The following is a 23,398-nucleotide window of genomic DNA, read 5'->3' as shown; positions in this document are numbered from 1 at the left end:
TATAGCGGAGAGCCTGAAAACATGCGCTTTTCATCATTTGTCGAGCGGATCGGCGGCGAGGGCTCGGAAGCTTGGGCCATTCACAGCGCGGCATCGGCGGCGCGCGCCCGTGGCGAGGACGTGGTCATGCTGAGCATCGGCGATCCTGATTTCGCCACGCCGGACATGATCAGCGATGCGGCAGTCGCCGCGCTGCGGGATGGCGACACCCATTATGCGGAGATCTTGGGACGCGAGCCGCTGCGGCAAGCGGTGGCGGCCCAGCACCGGCGCATTAATGGCCAGGCCGTCGGGCCGCAAAACGTGATCATTCTGGCCGGCGCGCAGAACGGTTTGTTCGCCGCGAGCCTGCTGCTGACCCAGCCCGGCGACGAGGTGATCTCGCTGGAGCCGATGTATGTGACCTACGAGGCGAGCATCCGTGCGTCCGGCGCCACTCTGGTGCCAGTCTCGCAGCCCGCGTCCCGCGGCTTCCGGCCCGATCTCGCCGCCATCGAGGCGGCGGTGACCGAGCGCACCCGCGCGATCTTCATCGCCAATCCGAACAACCCGACGGGGGTGGTGCTCACCCGGGAAGAGCTGGAGGGCATCGCGGATATCGCGCGGCGCCATGACCTGTGGGTGGTGTCCGACGAGGTCTATGCGGCGCTGACCTTCGAAGCGCCCCATGTGGGCATCGGTGCGCTTCCCGGTATGGCCGAGCGCACGGTGACCATCGGCAGCCTGTCGAAGTCCCATGCCATGACCGGTTGGCGGGTGGGCTGGATGGTCGGCCCGGAAGAGCTGATCCGGCATGCGGAAAAGCTTGCCCTGTGCATGCTTTATGGTTTGCCTGGGTTCATTCAGACCGCCGCCACCAAGGCCTTGAACGAGGGTACGCAGGAGGTCGCCCGCATGCGGGAGATCTATCTGCGCCGGCGCGACCTGCTCTATGGCGAGCTCAGCGTGCTGCCCATGCTGAAGTGCCTCAAGCCGCAGGCCGGCATGTTCCTTATCGCGGACGTGCGGGAGACCGGCATGAGCAGCCGCGATTTCGCCTGGGGCCTCTACAGCGAGATGGGGGTTGCGGTTCTCGACGCCACCGCTTTCGGGAAGAGCGCCGAGGGCTATCTGCGCATTTCCTATACCGTTGGCGAGGACGAGCTGCTGGACGGATGCCGCAGGATAAAGTCTTATCTTGAAAGGCTTGAGAGGCGCCCCAGCCTGGTTGTGGGCGCATAACGGGGACGCCGCCAGATGACCGCTCAGGAAAAACTCGTGACCCGCAGCCCAAGCAGCTTCGGCGTGGAAGGCCTGCCAAAGATCGCCTATGGCCGCGGCAGCTATCTCTATGACGTGGATGGCAAGCGCTATCTCGACGGGTCCGGCGGACCGGCGGTCTATGCGATCGGCCATGCCAACGCGGAAGTGAACGAAGCGATCAAGGCGCAGCTCGACAAGATCGCGCATGGCTACCGCTATCTCTTCACCAGCGATGCGGCGGAAGAGCTTGCCCATATCGTCCACGAGCTGACCGGGTTCCGCAACATGGTGTTCGTGTCCAGCGGTTCGGAAGCGGTCGAGTCCTGCCTCAAGATCGCCCTGCAGTACTGGGCGGCGAAGGGCAAGATGAGCAAACGGCGCTTCATCGCCCGCGAGCGGTCATGGCACGGCAACACCCTGGGTGCCCTGTCGGTCTCCGGTTTCCGGGCCAGGCGCGCCGCATTCGAGGGCAGCCTGATCGACGTGTCCCGCGTGTCCGCCGCCAATGACTACCGGCGGCCGGCCGGGGTGTCCTCGGACGAGCTGGCCGGCTATCTCGCCCGGGAGCTGGAGGACGAAATCCTGCGGGTGGGCGCGGACAAGATCGCAGCCTTCATCTTCGAGCCCGTGGTGGGGGCTGCGGGCGGCGTGGTGCCGGCCCCGCGGGGCTATGCTCAAGCGGTTGCCGCCGTGTGCCGCAAGCACGACATCCTGGTGATTTCCGACGAGGTGATGTGCGGGTCGGGCCGGGTCGGCACCTGGCGGGCGCTGGAGCATGACGGGGTGATGCCCGACCTGATGTCGGTGGCGAAGGGGCTCGCCGCGGGCTATGTGCCGCTGGGGGCTTCCCTGTACAGCGACCATATCCACGAAACGATCGTGAGCGCCCATGGCGGTGCGCAGACCGGCCACACGTTTACCGGCCACACGGCGGCGTGCGCGGCGGGCGTGGCGGTGCAGAAGCTGATCAAGCGCGAGAACCTGGTGGAACGGGTGCGGGTGCGCGGGGCGACGTTCCAGGACGAGCTGCGGCGCGCCCTTGCCCACATTCCGGAGGTGGGCGACGTACGCGGCCGGGGCTATTTCATCGGCGTGGAGCTGGTGGAGGATCCGGAGAGCAAGCGGCCGTTCCCGCCGCAGCTGAAGGTGCATGCGGATATCGGCAACACCGCTTTCGCCAATGGATTGATCTGCTATCCCTGCACCGGCAATGTCGACGGGGTTGCGGGCGACACGGTGATCATCTCGCCGCCCTACAATGCCAGCGACGCGGAACTGGCTGAGATCATCGACATGTTCACCCGCTCGGTGGAACAGGCGATCGGCCGGGCCCGGCAGGCGGCGCGTGCCGCCTGACGGCTGCTGTTGGAGCCCTCAAGCCTCGACCTTCTCGTGCGCCGGGCGCGCCGGCGCGTCACGCTTGGCGCGCTGCCTTGCCGGGCCATAGGCGTGAGACAGATTGAAGGCGGTATTCACCAGTCCGACATGGGAGAAGGACTGCGGGAAATTGCCCACCAGCCGACGGCGGCGAGGATCGTATTCCTCCGCCAGGAGACCGACGTCATTGCGCAACCCGCATAGGCGCTCGAACAGCGCGCCGGCGTCATCCAGCCGTCCCTGCATGGCATAGGCATCCGCCAACCAGAAGGAGCAGGCGAGGAAGCAGCCTTCTTCGCCGCCGACCCCGTCGTTTACATGGTCGGTGGAGTAGCGCATGACGAAGCCGTCCTCAATCAGCTCCTGCTCGATGGCCGCCACCGTGCCGAGCACCCGGGAGTCTTTCGGCTTGAGGAAGCCGACCTGCGGGATGAGCAGCAGGGAGGCATCCAGATTCTTGCTGCCGAAGCTCTGTACGAAGGTGTTGCGCTTCGCATCGAAACCCTTAGCGAGCACCGCTTCGCGGATTTCGGCGCGGACCTGGCGCCAGCGATCGACCGGCGCATTGAGTCCGCGCTCGTCCGCCGTCTTGATGCCGCGGTCGAAGGCCACCCAGGACATGATCTGGGAATGGGTGAAGCGCTGCTTTGGCCCGCGCACCTCCCAGATGCCGTGATCCGGCTGCTGCCACACCTTCTCCAGGTGATTGAGCAGCACCTTCTGGACCCGCCATGAATCCTCGACGAAAGTCAGCTTGGCCTTGTAGGCGGCATGCAGGACATCGAGCAGCTCGCCGAACACGTCCAGCTGCGTCTGGCCGGAAGCACCATTGCCGATACGCACGGGCCTGCTGTTCTCGTAACCGGAGAGCCAGGGGATCTCGTTTTCCGGAAGCCAGCGCTCGCCGCCTATACCGTACATGATGTGCAGCTGCTGGGGGTGGCCGGCGGCGGCGCGCAGCAGCCATTGGCGCCAGGCTTCGGCCTCTTCCCGATAGCCGGCGTTGAGCAGGGCGTAGAGGGTGAGGGTGGAATCACGGATCCAGCAGTAGCGATAATCCCAGTTGCGCGCACCGCCGATGGCTTCCGGCAGCGAGGTGGTCGCGGCGGCGACAATGCCGCCGGTCGGCTGATAGGTGAGCAGCTTCAGAGTGATCAACGAGCGGATGACCGCCTCGCGCCAATATTCCGGGATATGGTCGACCCGGGCGCGGGCCGACCACTCCCGCCACCAGCGGGTGGTCGCTTCCAGGCTCTCCTGGCGGTCCGGCACGAAATGCGGGGTCTTGTGAGAGTTGTGGTAGGAGAGGGTGAAGGGCACATAGTCGCCCTCGCGCACCGTGAAATCCGCTATGGTCTTGAGGTCATGGCCGCGCAGGGCCACCGGGGTGTGCAGCGCCACCGCGTCGGGGCCGGCGATGGCGCTCAGGCCATAGTCATGCCGCCTGACCCACGGCACGGCCTGGCCATAGTTGAAGCGCAGCACGAAGTCCATGTGGATGTCCACGCTGCCGCGCAGACCTTTGACCAGGCGGATGACGTCGACCTTTGTCTCGTCCGTGGTCAGCGGCATGAAGTCGTAGATGGCCACCGCTCCGCTCTTGGTCTGGAAGGTAGTTTCAACAATGGCGGTGTCGGGCAGATAGCGTCGTGTGGTCTTCTTCACCTCCTCGATCGGGCACAGCGACCAGTGGCCATTTTCCTTGGTGCCGAGCAGAGCCGCAAAGCACGCGGCTGAATCGAACCGTGGCAGGCAGAGCCAATCTATGGAGCCGGTTCTGCTCACCAGGGCCGCCGAGATCATGTTGCCGATGATCGCGTAATCCTCGATGAGCATGGCCATTCTCCTTCCGTTGGGTTGTGCGGCCGTTCTATTCAGGCTCCGGAATGCGGCGGATGCGAACGAGACCGATACGGCGCCCGCCGTCCATCTCCACGATCTCGAAATCGAAGCCCTCGGCCGAGATCTTCTCGCCCTGCTTGGGCAGATAGCCGACCTGCCAGAGCAGGAAGCCCGCCAGGGTCGAATAGCGGTCGTCTTCATCGGTGAGGTCGACATCCAGCACCTGGCTGAGGCGATGGATATCGGTCTGCCCGTCCACCAGCCACGAGCCGTCCGGCTCGGTTTCGAAGCGCGGCCCGATCTCGCCTTCCTCCGGAAAGCCGCCGGTGATGGCTTCGAGCACGTCGGTCGGGGTTACCACCCCTTCCAGAGAGCCATATTCATCGAACACCATGGCGAGCTGCACCGGGGAGTCGCGCAGCTGTTCCATCACCTGCAGCACGTTCATGCGGTCATGCACGATCAGCGGCTCGCGCATGGCCCGTTCGAGATCGATCTCGCCCTTGTTGACGATGGCGCTGAGCAAGTCCTTGGCGAGGGCGATGCCGACCACATTGTCGATGTCGCTATGGGCAATGGGGAAGCGCGACCGGCCGGAATCCAGGATCTTCCGCTTCAGCTCTTCCTGGGGCGAGCTCGGGTCGAGCCAAATCACCTCGGTGCGCGGCGTCATGATGGTGCGCACCGGACGCTCGCCCAGGGTCATGACGCCCTGCACCATGGAGCGTTCCTCCGGACCGAACAGCTCTTCCACATTGCCGGTGGACGCGAGGGCCGCAAGCTCCGCGTCCGCATCCGGCTCCGGCTTGCCGCCGCCGAGCAGGCGCAAGACGGCGGCCGCCGTTCGGTCGCGGACATTGATGGTCGTGGCGAGGCGCATCTTGTTGCGCCGGGCGAGCTGGTTGAACGCCTCGATGAGAACGGAGAAGCCGATGGCGGCGTAGAGATAGCCCTTGGGGATGTGGAAGCCCAAGCCCTCGACCACGAGGCTGAAGCCGATCATCAGCAGGAAGCCCAGACACAGGATGACCACTGTCGGATGGGCGCTGACGAAATTCATGAGCGGGCGGCTCGCCAGCATCATCAGCACGACGGCAATGATCACCGCGATCATCATGATCGACAGGTGATTGACCATGCCGACGGCGGTGATGACCGAATCAAGCGAGAATACGGCGTCGAGCACGATGATCTGGACGATCACCTGCCAGAGCTTGGCCCGAACCGGCGTTTTGCGCTCTTCACCGTGATCTCCCTCCAGGCGCTCGTGCAGTTCGGTCGTGGCCTTGAACAGGAGGAAGAGGCCGCCCACGATGAGGATCAGATCACGGCCCGACAGGCCGAAGCCGAAAATGGTGAACAGCGGCCGGGTCAGGGTCACCATCCAGGAGATGCCGGCAAGCAGGCCCAGGCGCATGAGCAAGGCCAGCGACAGGCCGACGAGGCGGGCCTTGTCCCGTTCGTCGCGCGGCAGCTTGTCGGCGAGGATGGCAATGAAAATGAGGTTGTCGATCCCGAGGACGATCTCGAGAACGATCAGGGTGCCGAGGCCGAGCCAGGCGGTTGGATCACTTATCCAATCGAAATTGAAGTCCACGAGACGTTCCTTTCAGGCCTCAGGCCTTGGCAGCGGGTCAGGTGCGCGGGTAAGCGCGCAACGCTTGACGCGAGGCGGCTTCTGCCGCCCAGGTGCCGCGGCGGAGCCGCATCTGGCGTGGGGGAACGCAGCCGGGCTGCGTGACTGCTATCGGGCTCGGATGGTTGGGAGGGATCACTCATTGCCGTTTGGGCCGATATCGATCAGGTCGACCGGTCCAATGTCAATTAAAGCCTCAATTTTCTGGATGATGATGCGGGTATCATTAAGATATTGCAACGTTCTCCCCTCGCGCTGGTTCCTTTGGACCTGCGTCGTCGCACACTTCTCGAAAAAATGCTGCTGGACGGGCAAGGTTGCAGCCTGGTCTGGCCATCGCACCAGGAAACGGATAAGCAGCGTCCCCGATCATAGTGCACGCTTGTTGGAAGGGCTGGGATCATGATCTTCGACCATCGAGTCTATACGATACGCGCCAACCGGCTCCATGATTTTCTGAAGCTGTATGAGAGCGTGGCGCTGCCGATGCAGCGGAAGTACCTCGGGGAGCCTTACGCCTTCTTCTATTCGGAGGTTGGGCACCTCAACCAGGTCACCCACATCTGGAAGTACGAGAGCGCAGACGATCGCCAAGCGCGCCGAGACAAGATGGCGGCGGACCCGGAATGGCAAGCCTATGTGCGGCAAGTGGCCGAGCAGCAGCTTGTGGAGAAAGCGGAGAATCAGCTGTTGCGGCCTGCGCCATTCATGAAAATCCGGTGACGGTTCGCGTTTGTCCTTTACCATTGGCCCCCTTAAGTGCATACACTTTTGTCGGCAAAGCAGTGCGGAGCCGATGACCAAGATCTGTCAATTCGTTCTCGAAACCGAGCTGGGCGATATACCGCTGGTCTGCGACGAGGCCGCGGCGCCGCGCACGGTTGCAGCCCTTCACCGGAGCATGCCCATGGAGGCGCAGCTCCATACGCCCAAGATCGCCGGCAGCCATATCTATTGGCACGCGCCATTCGTGTGCGATGTCGAGGGATCGAGCCATGTGATGGACATGCCGGCGGGCGCGTTCTTCTATTGGCCGGAACGGCAGTTCCTGGAGATCTCGTTTGCGCCGTTGCAGGCGGAGACGGCGACGGTGACGCCGCTTGGACGCGCCGAATGCCCGGTCGAGCTGGTTGCGGCTCTCGGCGAACGGGTGCGCTTGACGCAAGGTCGTGTCATCAACACGGTGCGGCTGACGCCCATAGGTGAAGCTCTGGCTGGGGTCGAGGAGACAGCAGCCTCGCCTCTCGCCGCGCTCCGCTCGGCCATGTGGGCCCGAATGCCGGATGAAGTCGCGGCCCTGCCCAGCCGGCGGGGCATCATGCATCCGATCGGGCCGATGATCTATGCAGAAGCGGATGCGCGCAACCTGCACGAACTGCTCTGGTGGAGCCGGGAGGCGCTGCAGCGTGAGGATGCGGCTGTCGTTCGAAGCGGTGCGGCGTTGGCGGTGGACAAGGCCGCCACCCGCCTGCGCAATTTCTGCCATTTGGACGAGAGTGCCACGGCGCTCGATGCCATCGCCTGTGCGCTGCGTGACAAGGGCGCGCCGGTCGGGCCGGTGATCGACGACGCCATCCTGATCGTGGGCCGGCTTTCAGCGTGGCTTGACCTTATGATCCGGTGGAACGACCTCAACGAAGCGATCACCGCCGAGCCGGTGGCCGGGTGATCGCGCTGTCCAAGGAGGGAGACATGGCTCAAGAAGCGCAGTCGAGGTTCACGAAGGGTTTGGTCCTGCATGATGATGATGGCGATTCCTACTGGCAGCCGGTGCCGGCCAATGGCTATGTGACCGTCAAGCTGACGCCGGAGAACTGGGACGGACCGTTCTCCGTCGGGATCCAGGTGGTGGCGCCCCATTCCTATATCCGCAAGCACGCCCATGACCGGAACCTGGAGGTGCTGTTCGTCTGGGGCGGCAAGGGAAGGGCCATTGTCGGGGACGAGGAGCACCCGATGCGGCCGGGCACGCTGATCATGCTGCCCAAGAACGTGGAGCACAAGTTCATCAACGACGGCGACGAGGACCTGAAGCTGCTATGGACCATGTCGCCGCACGGGCTCGAGGATTTCTTCCGGCAGATCGGCCGTCCGCGCAAAGCGGGCGAACCGGCGCCGGCAAACTTCCCGCGGCCGGCGAATGTGCACGAGATCGAGCGTAATACGGTGTTCGCAGATCCCGTCGAGGACTAGTCGATGGCCTTCAACCTGCGCCTGCCGGAGGGCGGGAAGATCGCATACGAGGTCGCGGGAGACGGCCCGCCGCTGGTGCTGGTGAGCGGGCTTGGGGGACGGGGCTCCTTCTGGCGCCCGGTGCGGAATGAGCTTGCGCGCGCGTTCACGGTAGTGACCTACGATCACCTGGGCACGGGCCGTTCAAGCCGCGTTTCCGGACCGTTCAGCGTGGCCGGCATGGCAGCAGACCTTCTTTGCCTTTTGGCCGAGCTCGGCTGCGACAGGTCTGCGCTGGTGGGACATTCGACGGGCGGCGCCATTCTGCAGGAACTGGCGCTGGCCCGGCCGGAAAAGGTGGAGCAGCTGGTGTTGTCGGCCACCTGGGCGCAGCCTTGTGTCTATTTTCGCGCGCTATTCGACAGCCGGCTCGCGGTGCTCAGGGCGGCAGGCTATGACGAATATCGGCGCATGGGTGCCTTGCTGCAATATCCGCCCTACTGGATCCGCGCCAATGAGCAGGCGTTCGCCGCCGAGCTGGAGTCGGCGCTGCCGGCCAATGTGGCGCAGGAAGAGGAGATCACCCAAGCGCGGATCCAGGCGGTGCTGGCCCATGACCGGCTCGAGGATCTGGCGGGTATCGACGCGCCGACCCTGGTGATCGCGGCGGCGGACGACATGATCGTGCCTGCCTATCACAGCGAGATACTGGCAGAGCGCATTCCGCGGGCGAAGCTCGCGCTCTTGCCGCGCGGTGGTCATTTCATGCCGCACACCGAACCGCGCGCCTATCTCGACGCACTGTTTTCCTTCCTGCCCGAGAGAGCTTCATGAGAGACGTGCGCACGATTGGCGTGGTTGGCCTCGGCCTGATCGGGGCGCGGTGGGCCGCGGTATTCGCCCATGCCGGACTGGATGTGGTGGCGCAGGATGCCGATCGCGCCAGGTGGGATGCCTTCGAGGCCTCGTGCGGAGAGCTGTTCGCCGAGATCGAGGCTCTTGCCCCGGCAAAATGCCCGCGCGGCCGCATCACCTTCACTGCACGCCTGGAGGACGGGTTCCAGGCGGTGGATTTCGTGCAGGAGAACGCGCCGGAGACGCTCGACCTCAAACGGCAGCTGTTGCGAGACATTGAGGGTGCGGTGGCCGCTGACGTGGTGATCGCCTCGTCGTCATCCGCGCTGCTGGTGTCGGATATGCAAGCAGACTGCACGCGGCCCGAACGGGTCGTGCTCGGCCATCCCTTCAACCCCGCCCATCTCATGCCGCTGGTGGAGATCGTGGGGGGCCAGAAGACAGCGCCCTGGGCGGTGGAGCAGGCGCGGCAAGTGTATGAGGCCTGTGGCAAGAAGCCGGTGGTCCTCTCGCGCGAGATCACCGGCCACATCGCCCTGAGGCTGATGGGGGCGATGTGGCGGGAGGCTTTCTATCTCATCCGCTCAGGGGTCGCCACGGCGGCCGATATCGACCGGGCCTTCTGCTACGGCCCGGGGCCGAAATGGACGCTGCAGGGGTCGTTCGTGTCAAATCACCTTGGTGCGGGTGGCATCGAGGAATTCCTCATGAAGTATGGGCCGACCTATGAGGCGATCTGGTCCACGCTGGGCGATGCCGAGCTTGATCCTGAGACCCGAGCAGCGGTCATCCGGCAGACGGGGGATATCGTAGGCGGCCGTAGCGAAGAGGAATTGAGGGTGCAGCGCGATGCCGGCCTCATTGCCATCCTCAAGGCACAGGCGGAAAACGGCGCGCTGTGAAATGGCGCGCCAGAGGTAGCGACCTGGCCGGAAAGGTCAGGCTGCCTTCAGCTGGGTCTCGGTCTCGAGCTCAAGCATGCGCCCGAGCGGCGATGACGGCGGCACGACGGGATTCTTTTCTCGAATCAGCTCGTTCCAGAGATGGACACAGCAGCTGCGGGTGGTGACAAGCTCGGACAAGGCGAGGTCGGGGTCCAACAGCAGCGAGAAGTGCCAGTAGCTGACCGGGTAGAAGATATCGATAGGCTGCGCCAAATGATCCACGCCAAGCTGCTTGGCGAAATGTGTGATCGCAAGAGGGCCGATACTTCCCCATGTGAGGGCGGGCAGCCCCGGATGCCGCCTCAGCCGCTTGGCCCAGCGCAGACGCCGCTGTTTGGCGCGCGACAGCCACGGCGGTATAAAGCCAGGGTCTTCGGAAATGCTCAAGAGCGTCTGCAGCAATTCCGATTGGGGAGGCAGCGCCAAGACGGCGCCGTTGATGAAGCGAATATCCTGATAACCGAAGACGTAATCGTTGCGCGGGATCGGCTTTAGGCAAAAGACATCACAGTCGGCATAGAGATCGGCCCCATTGCGCAGTAGCCGGTAGCGGAAAATGTCAGAGAAAAGCGCGTAGCTCCCCGATTGCTGATGCTGGACAACTCGGTCACGCGGGACGATCTCGTTCGCATCTCGCAGGACGATGCCGGGGGGTGTGTCGGCGGGCTCGTCATAGACGTGGAGTACCACCGGATGCCCGACGGTGAGAAAGGACCTCAAACACGCAGTGGCCACCGGACCGAGCTTGGGACCGATCCAAAATGTGTGCACAACGGGGAGCGCCGCCATTCCATTGCTCATGAGCTTCGAGAATCGTCGCTCATCTTATGAAGGTTATTTTTTGTGACAACCCTCGATAGTTGAATCGCTTCGACAGTCTACCTAGGCCGCGTTCAGTTGAACGTCTGCGCGCAGAGCCAAGATACGCCCGAGTGGTGAGGAGCGCGGGATATGTGGCATTCGGCGCCGGAGCACTTCGTTCCAAAGGTGGATGCAGCGTGTGCGGGGGGTGACCAGATCTTCAATGGACAGTTCCGGATCGCAGAGCAGTGAGCTGCACCCGGGACTGACGGGATAGAACACATCTACAGGCAGAGCGAGATGGTGCACGCCGAGCCGCTTGGCGTAGTGCGTGAGGGCATTGGGGCCGAGACTTCCCCACGGCAATGCGGCGGGAAGCCTGCGTATCCTTGCGCGGGACGATAATGCCAACCGCCATCGCTTCGAGCGGGGAAGCCAGGGCGGCACGAAATGCGGCTGCTCTGTGATGCTGATCAGGGTCGCCAGGAGCGATGAATCCGCTGGCAACGCCAAGACAGCATTGTTGATGATCGAGTCGTCCTGCAAGCCGAAGATGTAGTCGGCCCGGGGTATCGGGCGCAGGCAGTAGACATCGCAATCCGCATAGAGTTCAGCGCCATTGCGGAGCAAGCGGTAACGGAACACGTCTGCGAAAGGCGAGATGCTGCCCTTGCGATGACGGAAGAGGCGGTCACGGGACAGGGTCTCGCTAGCGTCTCTCAGCTCGATGCCGGCAGGCACGTCCGGCATATTTTCATAGACGTGCAGGATGACGGGGTGGCCGACAGCGAGGAACGATTTCAGACACGCTCTGGCGAGAGGGCCCAGAGACGACCCGATCCAGAGCGTGTGTACGGTGGGAAGATCAGGCATGTGGCAATTCTTCATCGAATCAGCGGCTGGAATTGCATGCCTATGCCACCATTTGGTGTATTAGAGCAATCGATACACTTTATAGGTAGGGCCCTGCGGTGGCCGGTTGCCGGTGGCCACGGCGACCACACCATTGAGCCAGGCATAGCGGCGGTCGCCGGTCTCGAAGGTCAGGGCGGTGCGGAAGTAGTATTCCGAGGGGTCAACATTCTCGCCACGGGCAAGCCGAGCCATCACTTCGGCCGGACCGTGTCGGCGGCCGATATATTGCATATAGATCAGGGCGCCATCATCGGTTCTGAGGACACCACGCACGTCGATCTTGGTCATGCCGTCCGGCTCGATGAAGATGGAGTCGGCGCCGCCGGGGAGAATTTCGCCCTTGAGCCTGGGGCCCTCGAACCGGCCACCGGTGATCACCGTGAACCGGCGCTCGCCGGCTTCCGTCTTGCCCACCGAGAGCGGGGCGTTTACACCGATGCGCATCTCGAACAGAAATTCTGTTTGGATAGGATCCATAAGACCTCCTCCTTCAAGCCCGCTATTCATCGGCGGGAAACGCCCGTTCCACAACCCTGTTGTTGGTGGACAGGGAAGGCAGGCCATTTTTGGAACAAGGGATGAGCAATGAACTATCGCAGCGCTTTGGTGACAGGGGCTTCCAAGGGTATCGGGCTTGCGATCACGCGGAAGCTGCGGGCTCTCGATCTGGAGGTGTTCGGGCTGGCACGCGATGGCGCGGCTCTAGACCGGCTCGCAGCGGAGCTCGGCATCCGCCCGATCGTGGCTGATCTGGAAAAAACCGACAGCATGCTCGAGGCGGTGAGAGACTTGGATGTGGACGTTCTCGTCAACAATGCGGGGCTGATCACGGCGGTGAAGCCGCTGCAGGAGATCAGCCCGGGGGATGTCGCGCGGATGATCGCCGTCAATCTCACGGCGCCGCTGCAGCTGACGCAGGCGGTTCTGCCCGGAATGATCGCGCGCGGGCGGGGCCACATCTTTAACCTGACGACGACGGCATCGAGATACACGCTTCCCGGATCGGCCCCATATGCGGCGGCCAAGGCTGGCCTCTCCCATGCCGGAACGGTGCTGCGCTATGACCTTGCCGGGACAGGCGTGCGGGTGACCGAGATCAGCCCGGGGCGGGTCGAGACCGACATCTATCTCGAAAGCTTCGGCGGCGATCGCGACAAGCTGAAGTCATCGCTCTATCAATCGCATCGGGCCGTGCAGCCGGAAGATGTGGCCGAGGCGCTGGCCGCGGCCCTTACCCTGCCGGAGCGGGTGGACCTGAGCTTCATCGAAGTGGTGCCGACGGATCAGGCCTTCGGCGGGTTCGTGTTCCCGGCGCGGGGAAAGGCCGGCTAACGGCGGCTGCTGGATGGATATCTCATCAGGCTTGACGGAACCAGCCTGCATCGGGATGTTCAATACGTAAATTCGCCCCTTCGCGAGGTGGCAGCGCAGCCGATGACAAGTTCAAGCCAGACGAGATCTCGTGTTCCTCGCCGTGCGGACAGTGCCGAGCGTGTCTACCGCGTGATCCGCAGCCTGGCGATGGACTTCCGGCTCAGGCCGGACGAGCGGATCAACGAGGTGCAGCTGGCCCGGCAGCTGGATGTGAGCCGCACCCCCGTGCGCGAGGCACTGAACAGGCTGGCGAGCGAGGGCTTTCTCGGATTTCAGCCAAACCGCGGTTTCTTCTTTCGGGCGCCCGATATCGACATCCTGCTGAAGCTGTTCGAGCTCAGGACCGTCATCGAGCAGGGCGGCTTCGCCCTGGCCTGCGCCCGCGCCAGCGATGAGGCGATCGCCGGGGTGGAGGCGTTCTGGAGCCAGGCATTGGAACGCTACAGACATGAGGATGCGGACGAGATTCTGGCGCTCGACGAGCAGTTCCACATGCGGCTCGCGCAGCTCGCCGGGAACGAGGAGATCGTCGGTGTGCTGGAGAGCGTCAACGCGCGGATCCGTTTCGTCCGGCGCATCCAGATCGCCCACGGCAAGCAGCATCCGAAGAGCGTGATCGAGCACACCCGGATCGTGGAGGCGCTGAAGGCGCGCGATGCCGAGGCCGGCAAACAGCTGCTGCAGGGGCATATTTCGCTTACCGTGGACGATGCGACGGTGGTGATGAAGGAGGCTTTCTTCAAGCTCTACGCTGAGACGGCGAACGGCTCGGAGAGCCCCGAGCAGACGGAGCTGGGGCGCAGCCCGGTTGTGTGAGTCGGCTAATTAAATGCACATGTGTCGACACTTTTGCTTGACGATCGGCCAGCCTTCTGCTGCGATAATTCGCAGTGGAGGATTGGAGACCAATGGGTGAGGCGGCTTCTCTCCCGGCGGGCCTGCGCAATGCGCCCGACCCGGAGCTTCTGCTCGACATGTTCGGCAAGATGGTGCTCGTCCGGCGGATGGAAGAACGGCTGGGCGAGTTGCACAAGCAGGGCCGGACACGGGGACCTATTCATCGCTGCGACGGGCAGGAGGCGGTCGGCATCGGCGGCACGGCGCCGCTGCGGGCGACGGACACCGTCACCAGCACCCATAGGGGACACGCCCATTACGTGGGCAAGGGCCTTGATCCGCACCGCATCGTGGCGGAGATCTTCGGCCGCGCCACCGGCTATAGCCGCGGCAAGGCCGGCCATATGCTGATCGCCGACGTGGAACAGGGTATGGTCGGCGGCAACGCCATCGTCGGCGCCGGCATTCCCCTGGCGCTTGGCCAGGCGCTGGCCCATCAGCTGCATGGCTGCGGCGAGGTTGCGGTGACCTTTTTCGGCGATGGCGCGGCTCAGGCGGGCATCTGCCACGAGGCCATGAACATGGCGGGCCTGTGGAAGCTGCCGATCGTGTTCATCTGCGAGCATAACGAATACGGCTTGACCGCCCATGCCCGTTACCAATCGGCGGTGGAGGACCTGGTGGTGCGCGCCGCCGGATACAACATGCCGGGCGTCAAGATCGACGGCAATGACGTGCTCCAGGTCTATGACACGGTGAGCGAGGCGGTGGAGCGGGCGCGCGCCGGCGAGGGGCCGACCTTCATCGAGGCGAAGACCTACCGGCTGGTGGGCTTCTCGACCAGCGACATGGGTGGCTACCAGCCCCAGGACGAGATTGATGCGTGGCGGCCGCGCGACCCCATCCTGCGCACGCGCAAGCTGCTGCTGGACCTGACCGGCGAGGCGCGGGTGCGCCAGGCGGAGGAAGAGGCTGTTGCCGCCTGCGACAGCGCCTTCGAGCAGGCCCTTTCCGACCCGCTGCCCGATGCCGCCGAGGCCGATGTGCCGGAATTCGTGGAGACGCACTGATGGCGCGCATGCGGTATGCGGAGGCGCTGCGTGAGGCGCTGCGCAGCGAGATGCTGCGGGATCAATCAGTCGTGCTCTACGGCGAGGACATCGGCATCTATGGCGGCGTGTTCAAGGTGACGCGCGACCTGCAAGCCGAGTTCGGCGATCTTCGGGTGCGCGATACGCCGATTTCCGAGCAGGCGATGACCTATATGTGCGTGGGCGCGGCGATGAGCGGGCTCAAGCCGGTGCTGGAGATCATGTATGCGGATTTCCTGCCGCTGACGCTGGATGCCCTGATCAACCAAGCGTCTGTCCTGCCCTATCTGTGGCCGGTGCAGGTGCCTATGGTCATCCGCACGCAAGGCGGCGGCGGCTCGGGTGCCGGAGCCCAGCACTCGAAGTCGCTGGATGCGCTGGTGGCGCATATTCCCGGCATCAAGGTGGTGAGCCCGGTGACCCCCGCCGATGCCAAGGGCCTGCTGACCGCCGCCATACGCGACCCGAACCCGGTGGTCTTTCTGGAGCACAAGCTGCTCTACAACAGCGCGGGCGAGGTGCCGGACGGTGACCATGTGGTGGAGATTGGCAAGGCGCGGATGGTGCGTGAGGGCAGCGACGTCACGCTGATCGCCAATTCCAAAATGGTGCTGGAGGCGGAGAAGGCGGCGGAGGCGCTGGCCGGCCGCGGCATCTCGGCCGAGGTGATCGACCTGCGCAGCCTGCGGCCGCTGGATACGGAAACGATCATCGCCTCGGTGAAGAAGACAACGCGGGCAGTGGTGGTGAATGAAGGCTGGCGCTTCGGCGGGTTTGGGGCCGAGGTGGCGGCCACGATTTCCGAACAGGCCTTCGAATATCTCGATGCGCCGGTATGCCGGATCGGCACCTTCGACACGCCCATTCCCTACAGCCAGCCGCTGGAGACTGCTGTCCTGCCGGATGCCGAGAAGATCGTCGCCGGTGTGCTGGCCATGGACGGGAGGACCGGCTGATGTCGGCGGCCGGCGGCAAGGGGCTGCATGACGTGACCCTGGTGGGCGCCGGCGGTGAATACATGGATTCCGCCGTGCTGGTGGAATGGACCGTGAGCCCCGGCACGGCGGTGGGCGAGGGCCAGGTGCTGGCGGTGGTCGAGACGGCCAAGGCCGCGACCGAGGTCACCGCGCCGACAGCGGGCGTGGTGCAGGAACTGCTGGCCAAGCCGGGCGAGGAGATCAAGGTGGGCTCCGTGCTGGCCCGGATCGCCAATGGCGCCGAGGCTCCGGCGGAAGCGGCGCCGGCGGCGCCCATGGTTCAGGCGCAAGCACGAGAGGAAAGCTCAGGGCTTGCCCGCCGTCTGCCCAAAGTGTTTGCCTCACCGCTGGCCAAGCGCATTGCCCGGGATCGCGGCATTGACCTGACCGGTGTCAAGGGCTCCGGCCCCGGCGGCCGCATCCGCCGGGCGGATGTTGAGGCCCTGCTCCCACCCTCCGCCACGGCGCAGCCGCAACCGCAGCCAGCAACGGCGACTTCGCCAGCGGTAGGAGAGGGCTACCGCCGGGCCATGGCCAGCCACATGGTGCGCGCGGCCGCCATTCCGGCCTTCACGGTGGGCATGGATATCGACGGCGGCAAGCTTCTGGAAGCCCGGGCCCGCATCAAGCAGCAGGGCGGCCGCGCCACGCTGAATGACCTGATCATAGCCGCGGTTGCGCGCATTTTGCGCCATCACCCGCGCGTCAACGCGCAGTGGGACGGCAAGGGCGTGCTGTTCAACGCCGACATCAATATCGGCGTTGCCATCGCCACCGACCTGGGTCTGGTGGTGCCGGTGGTGCACCGGGCCGACAGCCTGGGCCCGGAGGCCATTGCCCAGCGCATGGCCGAGCTGAAGGTGAAGGCGCAATCGCAACGGCTCAGCCCCGCCGATATCACTGGTGGCACCTTTTCGATCTCGAATCTCGGCAGTTTCGGGGTCACCGCATTCACGGCCGCGCTCAACCCGCCGGCGGCCGCGATCCTCGCCGTTCCCGCATTCCGCAATGTCACCCTGTTCGAGGGCGGCCGTCTCGAGACACGGCCGGTCGCGCATTTCAGTGTGACCGCGGATCATCGCGTGCTCGACGGGGCCGACGTCGCCCGCTTCCTGGGGGACTTGAAGAACGGCCTAGAAGGCGGGAATGTCTTGTCAACGTGAGTTGCTTCTCGAATAGGGAGACAGGGAATGAAAAGGACGATCGCTGGTATCGTCGCCGCTTTGCTGCTGACGGCCGGCGCCCAGGCCGAGGAGCTCGGCGTCGGCGCGGCGGCCCCCATCACGGGGCCGCAGGCCTATTTCGGCACGACGCTGCAGAACGGCATGCGGATGTATTTCGACGAGGTGAACGCGGCCGGCGGCATCAACGGCAACACCTTCGTATTCCACGGTGAGGACGACAAGGCCGACCCGCGCGAGGGCACGCTGGTGGCGCAGAAATTCTGCGACGACGACTCGATTGTCGCGGTGCTGGCCCATTTCAACAGCGGCGTGGCTCTGCCAGCCCTGCCGATCTATTCCGACTGCGGCATGCCGCAGATCAACATTGCGTCGAACCCGGCGATCACGCAGCAGGGCTTCGAGCATATCGTGCGGCCGATCGCCAACGATTTCGCCCAGGCCGGCTTCCCCGCGCAGTATGCGCGCGAGACGCTGAAGGCGGAGAAGGCCGCGGTGGTGCACGACAAGCAGGCTTTCGGCCAGGGCGTGGCCGAAATCTTTTCGGACAACTTCACCAAGGCAGGCGGCACCGTGACGTCGACCTCTTCCGTGAACCCGACGGACGTCGATTTCACCGCGCTGATCACCCAGCTCAAGGGCCAGCAGCCGGACGTGGTCTATCTCGGCGCGGTGATGCCGCAGCTGGCGCTGTTCGCCAAGCAGATGAAGGAGCAGGGCCTGAACGCCCGGCTCATCGTGCCGGATGGCGGCTATACGCCTGACCTGATCAGCCAGGCGGGCAAGGATGCGGCCCAGGGCGTGCTGGTGTCGTTCCAGGTGCCGCCGATGGACTCGACCGAGGCGCTGAAGAAGTTCGCCGCGGACTACAAGGCGAAATTCGGCCAGGACGTCGGCGCCTATTCTGTGTACGGCTATGTCGCCGCCCAGGTGCTTGGCGAGGCGGTGAAGCTGGCCGAGGAGCCGACCCGGGAGGGCATCCTGGCGGTGCTGCATGACGTGAAGTTCGACTCAGCCCTGGGGCCGATCGAGTTTACGCCGGAAGGCGAACTGACGACTGCTCCCATCTTCCTCTATGAAGTCAAGGACGACGGCTTCGTCCTGGCGGGCAAGAGCGGCAGCTGATCATTGATCGGGGTGTGGCCGCAGTCGGCCGCACCCGCCCACCTCGTTCGATGCGGTATCAATGACGGGACTGATCCTTCAGCAGGCCGTGAACGCCCTGACCATCGGCGCGATCTACGCGCTGATCGCGCTTGGCTATACCATGGTCTATGGCGTGCTCCGCCTCATCAATTTCGCCCATGGCGAGATGTTCATGCTCGGTGCCTATGCGGCGCTGATTTTCGTGATTTTCTTGTTCCCGCATGGGGCGGGGCTCTTCGGGGCGCTGTTCATTTTCATTGGTGCGTTCATTGCCATCGGGCTGATTGGCGTCGCCATCGAGCGGGCGGCCTACAAGCCGCTGCGGCACAGCTCCAGGCTCGCACCCATGCTGAGCTCGCTCGGCATCTCACTGGCCTTGCAGGCGGCGGTGCAGCTCGTGGCCGGCCCGCAGCCGATCGGCTTTGCCACCCTCTTTCCGGCAATCCATCTCCAGTTCGCCGGCGCCAATATCACGACGGTGCAGATCGGCATCATCCTCTGCGCGCTGCTGTTGATGTTCGCGCTGAACCGCTTCGTGTCGAGCACACGGCTCGGCATCAATGTACGGGCGGTCTCCGAGAACATGCGCACGGCCCAGCTGCTCGGCATCGATATTGACAAGGCGATCAGCCTGATCTTCTTCATCGGCCCCGGTCTGGGCGCCATCGCCGGCATTCTGTATGCCAGCTATTACGGGGTGATGACGCCCACCATGGGCGTGATCGTCGGCCTCAAGGCGTTCACCGCGGCCATTCTCGGCGGCATCGGCAGCATTCCCGGCGCCATGATCGGCGGCTTCGTGCTGGGCTTCCTGGAGGTGTTCGGCACCGCCATGCTGCCGATCCTGACCGACGGCTATCTCGGTACCGAATATCGCGACATCTTTGCCTTCGCTGCCCTCATCCTCGTGCTGCTGTTCAAGCCCTCTGGCCTGCTCGGCGAGCGGGTCTCGGAAGAGACCATGGTCTATAAGAGGGACTTCTGATGAGTGCCGTGAGCTCGTCCGCGACCAAGGCGCCGGCCACGTCCACCAAGGTGGTGGGCTTCGCGCTCATCCTGGCGGCGGTGGTGCTGGCGGCCTGCGTGCCGTTCATGCCGAACTACTACGTGCGCGTGCTGGACAGCATCCTGATCTATGTGCTGCTCGGCATGGGTCTGAATATCGTCATCGGCTATGCCGGCCTGCTCGATCTCGGTTTCGTGGCGTTCTACGCGATCGGCGCCTATACCTATGCGCTGCTGGCCAGCCCGATGTTCGACCTGCACCTGCCCTTCCTGGTCATCGTGCTGATCGCCTGCGTGCTGGGGGCCATCGCCGGCATTCTGCTGGGCATACCGGTGCTGCGGTTGCGGGGTGACTACCTCGCCATCGTCACGCTTGGGTTCGGCGAAATCATCCGGGTGCTGATCAACAATGCCGACCGGGTGACCAACGGGCCGAAGGGCATCGCCGCCATCGACCGCATCAACCTGTTCGGCCTGACGATCTCGACGCCCAAGGACATCTTCTGGCTGCTGCTGGTGACCTGCATTCTTGTGGGTATCGTGGTCTGGCGGCTGCAGAACTCGATCCTCGGCAAGGCATGGATGGCGATCCGCGAGGACCAGGATGCGGCGCGCGGCATCGGCATCAACACCACCAATGCCAAGCTCGCCGCGTTCTCGATCAGCGCGGTGATCGGGTCTATCGCGGGAGTGATCTTCGCGGCGTTCCAGCGCTTCGTGAGCCCGGAGAGCTTCACCTTCCATGAGTCGGTGCTGATCGTGCTGATCATCGTGATCGGCGGCGTCGGCAATATTCTGGGGGTGATCGCGGGTGCGTTCATCCTCATCCTGCTGCCGGAGCTTTTGCGCGACTATGCGGAATACCGAATGCTGCTGCTCGGCCTGCTGATGGCGGTGCTGATCATCGTGCGGCCCCACGGGCTGGTGCCGCGCAGCTTCACGCCGGCCAGCCTGTTCTCGTGGTTGCGTTTCCGATGAGCCTCGTTTTCCGAAATGTCAGCAAGCGCTTCGGCTCGGTGATCGCCACCGATGACGTGAGCCTGACCTTCGAGCCCGGACTGATCTACGGGATCATCGGGCCGAACGGCGCCGGCAAGTCGACGCTCATCAACATGGCGGCGGGCTCCTATACCGTCACCAGTGGTGAGATCCTGCTGGACGGGATGCCCGTGCACACGCTGAAGAAATATCAGATCAGCCTGGCCGGAATTGCCCGCACGTACCAGAACATCCGCCTGTTCGAGCAGATGTCGGTGATCGACAATCTGGAGGTCTGCCTCTATCCGCGCGACGTGAACGGTGTGTGGAAGGAGATCTTCATTCCCGGCTATGCCAAGGCGCGGCAGGCCGGCCGGCTCGACCATTGCCGGGCGCTGCTGGAGCAGTTCGCGCTGGCGGACGTGGCTGACCTGGATGCGAACAGCCTGCCCTATGGCCGGCAGCGGATGCTGGAAATCGCCCGGGCGCTGGTGCGCAAGCCGCGGGTGCTGCTGCTGGACGAGCCGGCGGCGGGGCTCAACCATGGCGAGACGCTGGAGCTGAAGAAGCGGCTGGCGGCGCTGCGGCGTCCGGACCTCATCCTGATCGTGGTCGAGCACGACATGGATCTGGTGATGACCCTCTGCGACCGGGTCATCGTGCTCCATCATGGCGCCCTGCTCGCCCAGGGCACCCCTGCCGAGGTGCAAGCCAACGAGCAGGTTCAACAGGCCTATCTGGGTACAGTCGATGACATCGAGTCCATCCGAGCCGTTGCTCAAAGTCGAAAAGCTGAACGCGGGCTACGGGTCAACGCGGATCCTGTTCGACATTGACCTCCAGCTGATGCCGGGGGAGATCGTGGTGGTGCTCGGGGCCAATGGCGCGGGCAAGTCCACCCTGATGAATGCCATATCCGGCATGTGCACCATTCATGGCGGCCATATCAGCTTCCAGGGCCGGGAGATTACCGGCTGGAAGGCGCACCGGATCGTGGGAGCCGGGCTGGCGCATGCGCCGGAGGGCCGGCAAATCTTCCAGCGGCTCACGGTGGAGGAGAACCTGCAGGCCGCGTTCATCGACCGGGGCCGCAAGAGCTTCGGCGAGATCAGGGATGAGGTCTATGACCTGTTTCCCGTGCTGCGGGAGCGGCGGCATTCTCCGGCCAGCCGCATGTCCGGCGGCCAGCAGCAGATGCTCGCCATCGGGCGGGCGCTGATGGCCCAGCCCACGCTGATCCTGCTGGATGAGCCTTCGCTGGGGCTGGCGCCGAAGCTCATTCACCAGATTTTCGAGATCATCCTCGATCTCGCCAAGAAGGACATTTCGGTTGTGCTGGTGGAGCAGAACGTGCGGCTGGCGCTGGAGGTGGGCGACTATGCGTATGTGCTGGAATCCGGCCATTGCCGCCTGGAGGGGGGCGCCGAGAAGCTGATCTCGGACCCGAGCCTGGCGGAGCTTTACCTGGCTGGCCACAGCCACCTTTAACCCGATCGCGAGACTGTCGCCATGCCGCGGCCCATCGACCCGAACGTGCCCCACCACTGGCGCAAGATCTCCAGGGAAAAGGAGATCCTGCGGCCAGCGCTCGGCGGGGATGTGGATGTGGAGTTCGCGGTGCTGGGCGGCGGCTTCACCGGCCTTGCGGCGGCACTGGAGCTGCGCAAGGCGGGGGCCCAAGTGGTGGTGCTCGAGCAATCGCGAATCGGGCAGGCAGCATCGGGCCGCAACAACGGGCAGGTGATCCCGCATCACTCCAAGGCGGCGCCGAGCGAGATCCGCGCCGTGCTCGGCGAAAAGCGGGGCGATGCCTATAACCTGATGGTGGCCAGCGCGGCGGAGACCGTGTTCCGGCGGATTGCCGAATACGGGATCGCCTGCGATGGGGTGCAGCAGGGCTGGATGCAGGCCTGTCACAGCGAGGCGGCCCTGGCGCGGGCGCGCGCATTCGTAAGCGAGTGGCAGGCGCTGGGTGCGTCCGTGGCCTTCGTGCCCGGCGACGAGTTGGCGGAGCGGGCCGGCACGCGAAACTATGCCGGCGGCTGGCGGGCGACGACGGGCGGGCATGTCAATCCTTATGCCCTGGTGCTGGGGCTGGCGCGGGCGGCGGAAGCGGCCGGCTGCACCATCTATGAGCAGACCCAGGTGGTGAAGCTCAGCCCGGACGGGCTCGGCCCGGACGGGGAGGGCTGGCTCATTCAATGCGCCAATGCGGCGGGCGCGGTCAGCGGCCGGGTGCGGGCCGGCAAGATCATCATCGCCACCAACGCGCTCACCGGCAATTTCTGGCCCGACCTGGCGCGGGTGGTGATCCCGGTGCGCGTGTTCCAGGCGGCCACGGGGCCCATCTCCGGCAACCTGCTGGGCACGGTGATGCCGGCAAACATGGCGATGTCGGACACACGCCGCGACATCCGTGCCTATCGCCGGGATGCGGTGGGCAGCCTCGTCACCGGTGGCACGCACACGGTCTGGCAGGATGCGGAAGCGCGGGGCAAGCGCAAGGTGGCCCGGCATCTCTATGAGACCTTTCCGCAACTAAACGATAGGCCGATCCAGGAATACTGGGAGGGCGTTCTGGGCGTGGTGCCCGACCGGCTGCCGCGCATGATGCGGATCGGCAAGAACGCGCTGTTCGCGGGGATCTATTCGGGGCGCGGCGTGGCCTTGAGCCAGCAAGTGGGCGCGCTCGCCGCGCGTCTGCTGACCGACCAGACCACCGAGGATGAGAGCCCCGTGCCGGTGACGCCGTTGCGCACGGTGCCCTCCCACGGCATCGCAGTGCAGGTGGCGCGCTTCATCCATCCGCTGCACCGGATCCAGGACCGGTTGGACAGGTAGGCGCAACGGGCCAGGAAGTTAGCGTGTGCCGTGTGGCCCTGGATGGCCCGGTCAAGCCGGGCCATGACGATTTCCGCAATTATATCACTAGTTTACGTCATTGCCGCGCCTGACGCGGCAATCCAGGGGCCAAGTGGGAAGACCCCACCCCGGCGCTTCGCGCCGAACCTCCCCTGGGAGGGAA

The 23,398-nt window shown here is 64.6% G+C and carries 23 protein-coding genes; 18 read left to right on the top strand and 5 right to left on the bottom strand.

Features of this window, described 5'->3' with window-relative positions:
• The first annotated feature begins 21 nt into the window (after positions 1-21).
• Together E4P09_RS12010 and E4P09_RS12005 are read left to right on the top strand one after the other, a co-directional pair.
• Positions 22-1,221, top strand: a complete 1,200-nt coding sequence (locus E4P09_RS12010) for a pyridoxal phosphate-dependent aminotransferase (protein WP_137389831.1) — start codon at positions 22-24, stop codon at positions 1,219-1,221.
• 36 nt (positions 1,222-1,257) lie between these two features.
• Positions 1,258-2,598 carry an aspartate aminotransferase family protein gene (locus E4P09_RS12005; protein WP_205042091.1) on the top strand — a complete coding sequence of 447 codons (1,341 nt, stop codon included), beginning with the start codon at positions 1,258-1,260 and terminating at the stop codon, positions 2,596-2,598.
• Between the two features lie 18 nt (positions 2,599-2,616).
• Here E4P09_RS12005 and E4P09_RS12000 read toward each other — a convergent pair whose 3' ends face one another.
• Complete coding sequence (locus E4P09_RS12000; protein ID WP_338049004.1) at positions 2,617-4,455, bottom strand: glycoside hydrolase family 15 protein; 1,839 nt, start codon at positions 4,453-4,455, stop codon at positions 2,617-2,619.
• Positions 4,456-4,489: 34 nt separating this feature from the next.
• Positions 4,490-6,058, bottom strand: a complete 1,569-nt coding sequence (locus E4P09_RS11995; RefSeq protein ID WP_137389828.1) for a TerC family protein — start codon at positions 6,056-6,058, stop codon at positions 4,490-4,492.
• A gap of 441 nt (positions 6,059-6,499) precedes the next feature.
• On the opposite strand from E4P09_RS11995, the gene E4P09_RS11990 reads away from it, so the two are divergent.
• From E4P09_RS11990 to E4P09_RS11970, 5 genes are all read left to right on the top strand, one after another.
• Entirely contained in the window at positions 6,500-6,820 is a 321-nt protein-coding gene (locus E4P09_RS11990) for an NIPSNAP family protein (protein WP_137389827.1), read from the top strand.
• Positions 6,821-6,893: 73 nt separating this feature from the next.
• Positions 6,894-7,766 carry a hypothetical protein gene (locus tag E4P09_RS11985; RefSeq protein WP_137389826.1) on the top strand — a complete coding sequence of 291 codons (873 nt, stop codon included), beginning with the start codon at positions 6,894-6,896 and terminating at the stop codon, positions 7,764-7,766.
• A 23-nt stretch (positions 7,767-7,789) separates the two neighbouring features.
• On the top strand, positions 7,790-8,290 hold the full coding sequence (locus E4P09_RS11980; protein WP_137389825.1) for a cupin domain-containing protein: 501 nt from the start codon (positions 7,790-7,792) through the stop codon (positions 8,288-8,290).
• 3 nt (positions 8,291-8,293) lie between these two features.
• Complete coding sequence (locus E4P09_RS11975) at positions 8,294-9,103, top strand: alpha/beta fold hydrolase (protein ID WP_137389824.1); 810 nt, start codon at positions 8,294-8,296, stop codon at positions 9,101-9,103.
• A complete protein-coding gene (locus tag E4P09_RS11970) occupies positions 9,100-10,026 on the top strand; it encodes a 3-hydroxyacyl-CoA dehydrogenase NAD-binding domain-containing protein (protein ID WP_137389823.1) in 927 nt (308 codons plus the stop codon). The genes E4P09_RS11975 and E4P09_RS11970 overlap by 4 nt, the downstream gene beginning before the upstream one ends.
• A gap of 36 nt (positions 10,027-10,062) precedes the next feature.
• Here the strand turns inward: E4P09_RS11970 and E4P09_RS11965 are convergent, their stop codons facing one another.
• The 3 genes from E4P09_RS11965 to E4P09_RS11955 form a co-directional block, all read right to left on the bottom strand.
• Complete coding sequence (locus E4P09_RS11965) at positions 10,063-10,857, bottom strand: galactosyltransferase Lgt5 (protein WP_137389822.1); 795 nt, start codon at positions 10,855-10,857, stop codon at positions 10,063-10,065.
• A gap of 93 nt (positions 10,858-10,950) precedes the next feature.
• Complete coding sequence (locus tag E4P09_RS11960) at positions 10,951-11,742, bottom strand: galactosyltransferase Lgt5 (RefSeq protein ID WP_137389821.1); 792 nt, start codon at positions 11,740-11,742, stop codon at positions 10,951-10,953.
• A 60-nt stretch (positions 11,743-11,802) separates the two neighbouring features.
• A complete protein-coding gene (locus E4P09_RS11955; RefSeq protein ID WP_137389820.1) occupies positions 11,803-12,261 on the bottom strand; it encodes a DUF3237 domain-containing protein in 459 nt (152 codons plus the stop codon).
• 108 nt (positions 12,262-12,369) lie between these two features.
• Here E4P09_RS11955 and E4P09_RS11950 point away from each other — a divergent pair, with 108 nt between their 5' ends.
• The 11 genes from E4P09_RS11950 (at position 12,370) to E4P09_RS11900 (ending at position 23,214) form a co-directional block, all read left to right on the top strand.
• A complete protein-coding gene (locus E4P09_RS11950) occupies positions 12,370-13,116 on the top strand; it encodes an SDR family oxidoreductase (protein WP_137389819.1) in 747 nt (248 codons plus the stop codon).
• 102 nt (positions 13,117-13,218) lie between these two features.
• Positions 13,219-13,974, top strand: a complete 756-nt coding sequence (locus tag E4P09_RS11945) for a GntR family transcriptional regulator (protein ID WP_137389818.1) — start codon at positions 13,219-13,221, stop codon at positions 13,972-13,974.
• Positions 13,975-14,066: 92 nt separating this feature from the next.
• The gene (locus E4P09_RS11940; protein WP_137389817.1) at positions 14,067-15,065 is read left to right on the top strand and encodes a thiamine pyrophosphate-dependent dehydrogenase E1 component subunit alpha; all 999 of its coding nucleotides are present in this window, start codon (positions 14,067-14,069) and stop codon (positions 15,063-15,065) included.
• Entirely contained in the window at positions 15,065-16,042 is a 978-nt protein-coding gene (locus E4P09_RS11935) for an alpha-ketoacid dehydrogenase subunit beta (protein ID WP_137389816.1), read from the top strand. The genes E4P09_RS11940 and E4P09_RS11935 overlap by 1 nt, the downstream gene beginning before the upstream one ends.
• On the top strand, positions 16,042-17,226 hold the full coding sequence (locus tag E4P09_RS11930; protein WP_170984387.1) for a dihydrolipoamide acetyltransferase family protein: 1,185 nt from the start codon (positions 16,042-16,044) through the stop codon (positions 17,224-17,226). The genes E4P09_RS11935 and E4P09_RS11930 overlap by 1 nt, the downstream gene beginning before the upstream one ends.
• 27 nt (positions 17,227-17,253) lie before the next feature.
• Positions 17,254-18,369 (top strand): branched-chain amino acid ABC transporter substrate-binding protein, encoded by a 1,116-nt coding sequence (locus E4P09_RS11925; RefSeq protein ID WP_137389814.1) that lies wholly within the window; start codon positions 17,254-17,256, stop codon positions 18,367-18,369.
• 61 nt (positions 18,370-18,430) lie between these two features.
• A complete protein-coding gene (locus tag E4P09_RS11920; RefSeq protein WP_137389813.1) occupies positions 18,431-19,375 on the top strand; it encodes a branched-chain amino acid ABC transporter permease in 945 nt (314 codons plus the stop codon).
• Complete coding sequence (locus E4P09_RS11915) at positions 19,375-20,373, top strand: ABC transporter permease subunit (RefSeq protein ID WP_137389812.1); 999 nt, start codon at positions 19,375-19,377, stop codon at positions 20,371-20,373. Before E4P09_RS11920 ends, E4P09_RS11915 begins: the two co-directional genes overlap by 1 nt.
• Positions 20,370-21,209: an ABC transporter ATP-binding protein gene (locus E4P09_RS11910; RefSeq protein ID WP_137389811.1), complete on the top strand. Its 840-nt coding sequence runs from the start codon at positions 20,370-20,372 to the stop codon at positions 21,207-21,209. The genes E4P09_RS11915 and E4P09_RS11910 overlap by 4 nt, the downstream gene beginning before the upstream one ends.
• Entirely contained in the window at positions 21,124-21,861 is a 738-nt protein-coding gene (locus E4P09_RS11905) for an ABC transporter ATP-binding protein (protein WP_137389810.1), read from the top strand. Before E4P09_RS11910 ends, E4P09_RS11905 begins: the two co-directional genes overlap by 86 nt.
• A 21-nt stretch (positions 21,862-21,882) precedes the next feature.
• Complete coding sequence (locus E4P09_RS11900; RefSeq protein ID WP_137389809.1) at positions 21,883-23,214, top strand: NAD(P)/FAD-dependent oxidoreductase; 1,332 nt, start codon at positions 21,883-21,885, stop codon at positions 23,212-23,214.
• Positions 23,215-23,398: the final 184 nt, after the last annotated feature.

Source organism: Rhodoligotrophos defluvii (genome assembly GCF_005281615.1).
Classification (GTDB): domain Bacteria; phylum Pseudomonadota; class Alphaproteobacteria; order Rhizobiales; family Im1; genus Rhodoligotrophos; species Rhodoligotrophos defluvii.
This window is presented reverse-complemented; position numbering and strand designations above follow the sequence as displayed.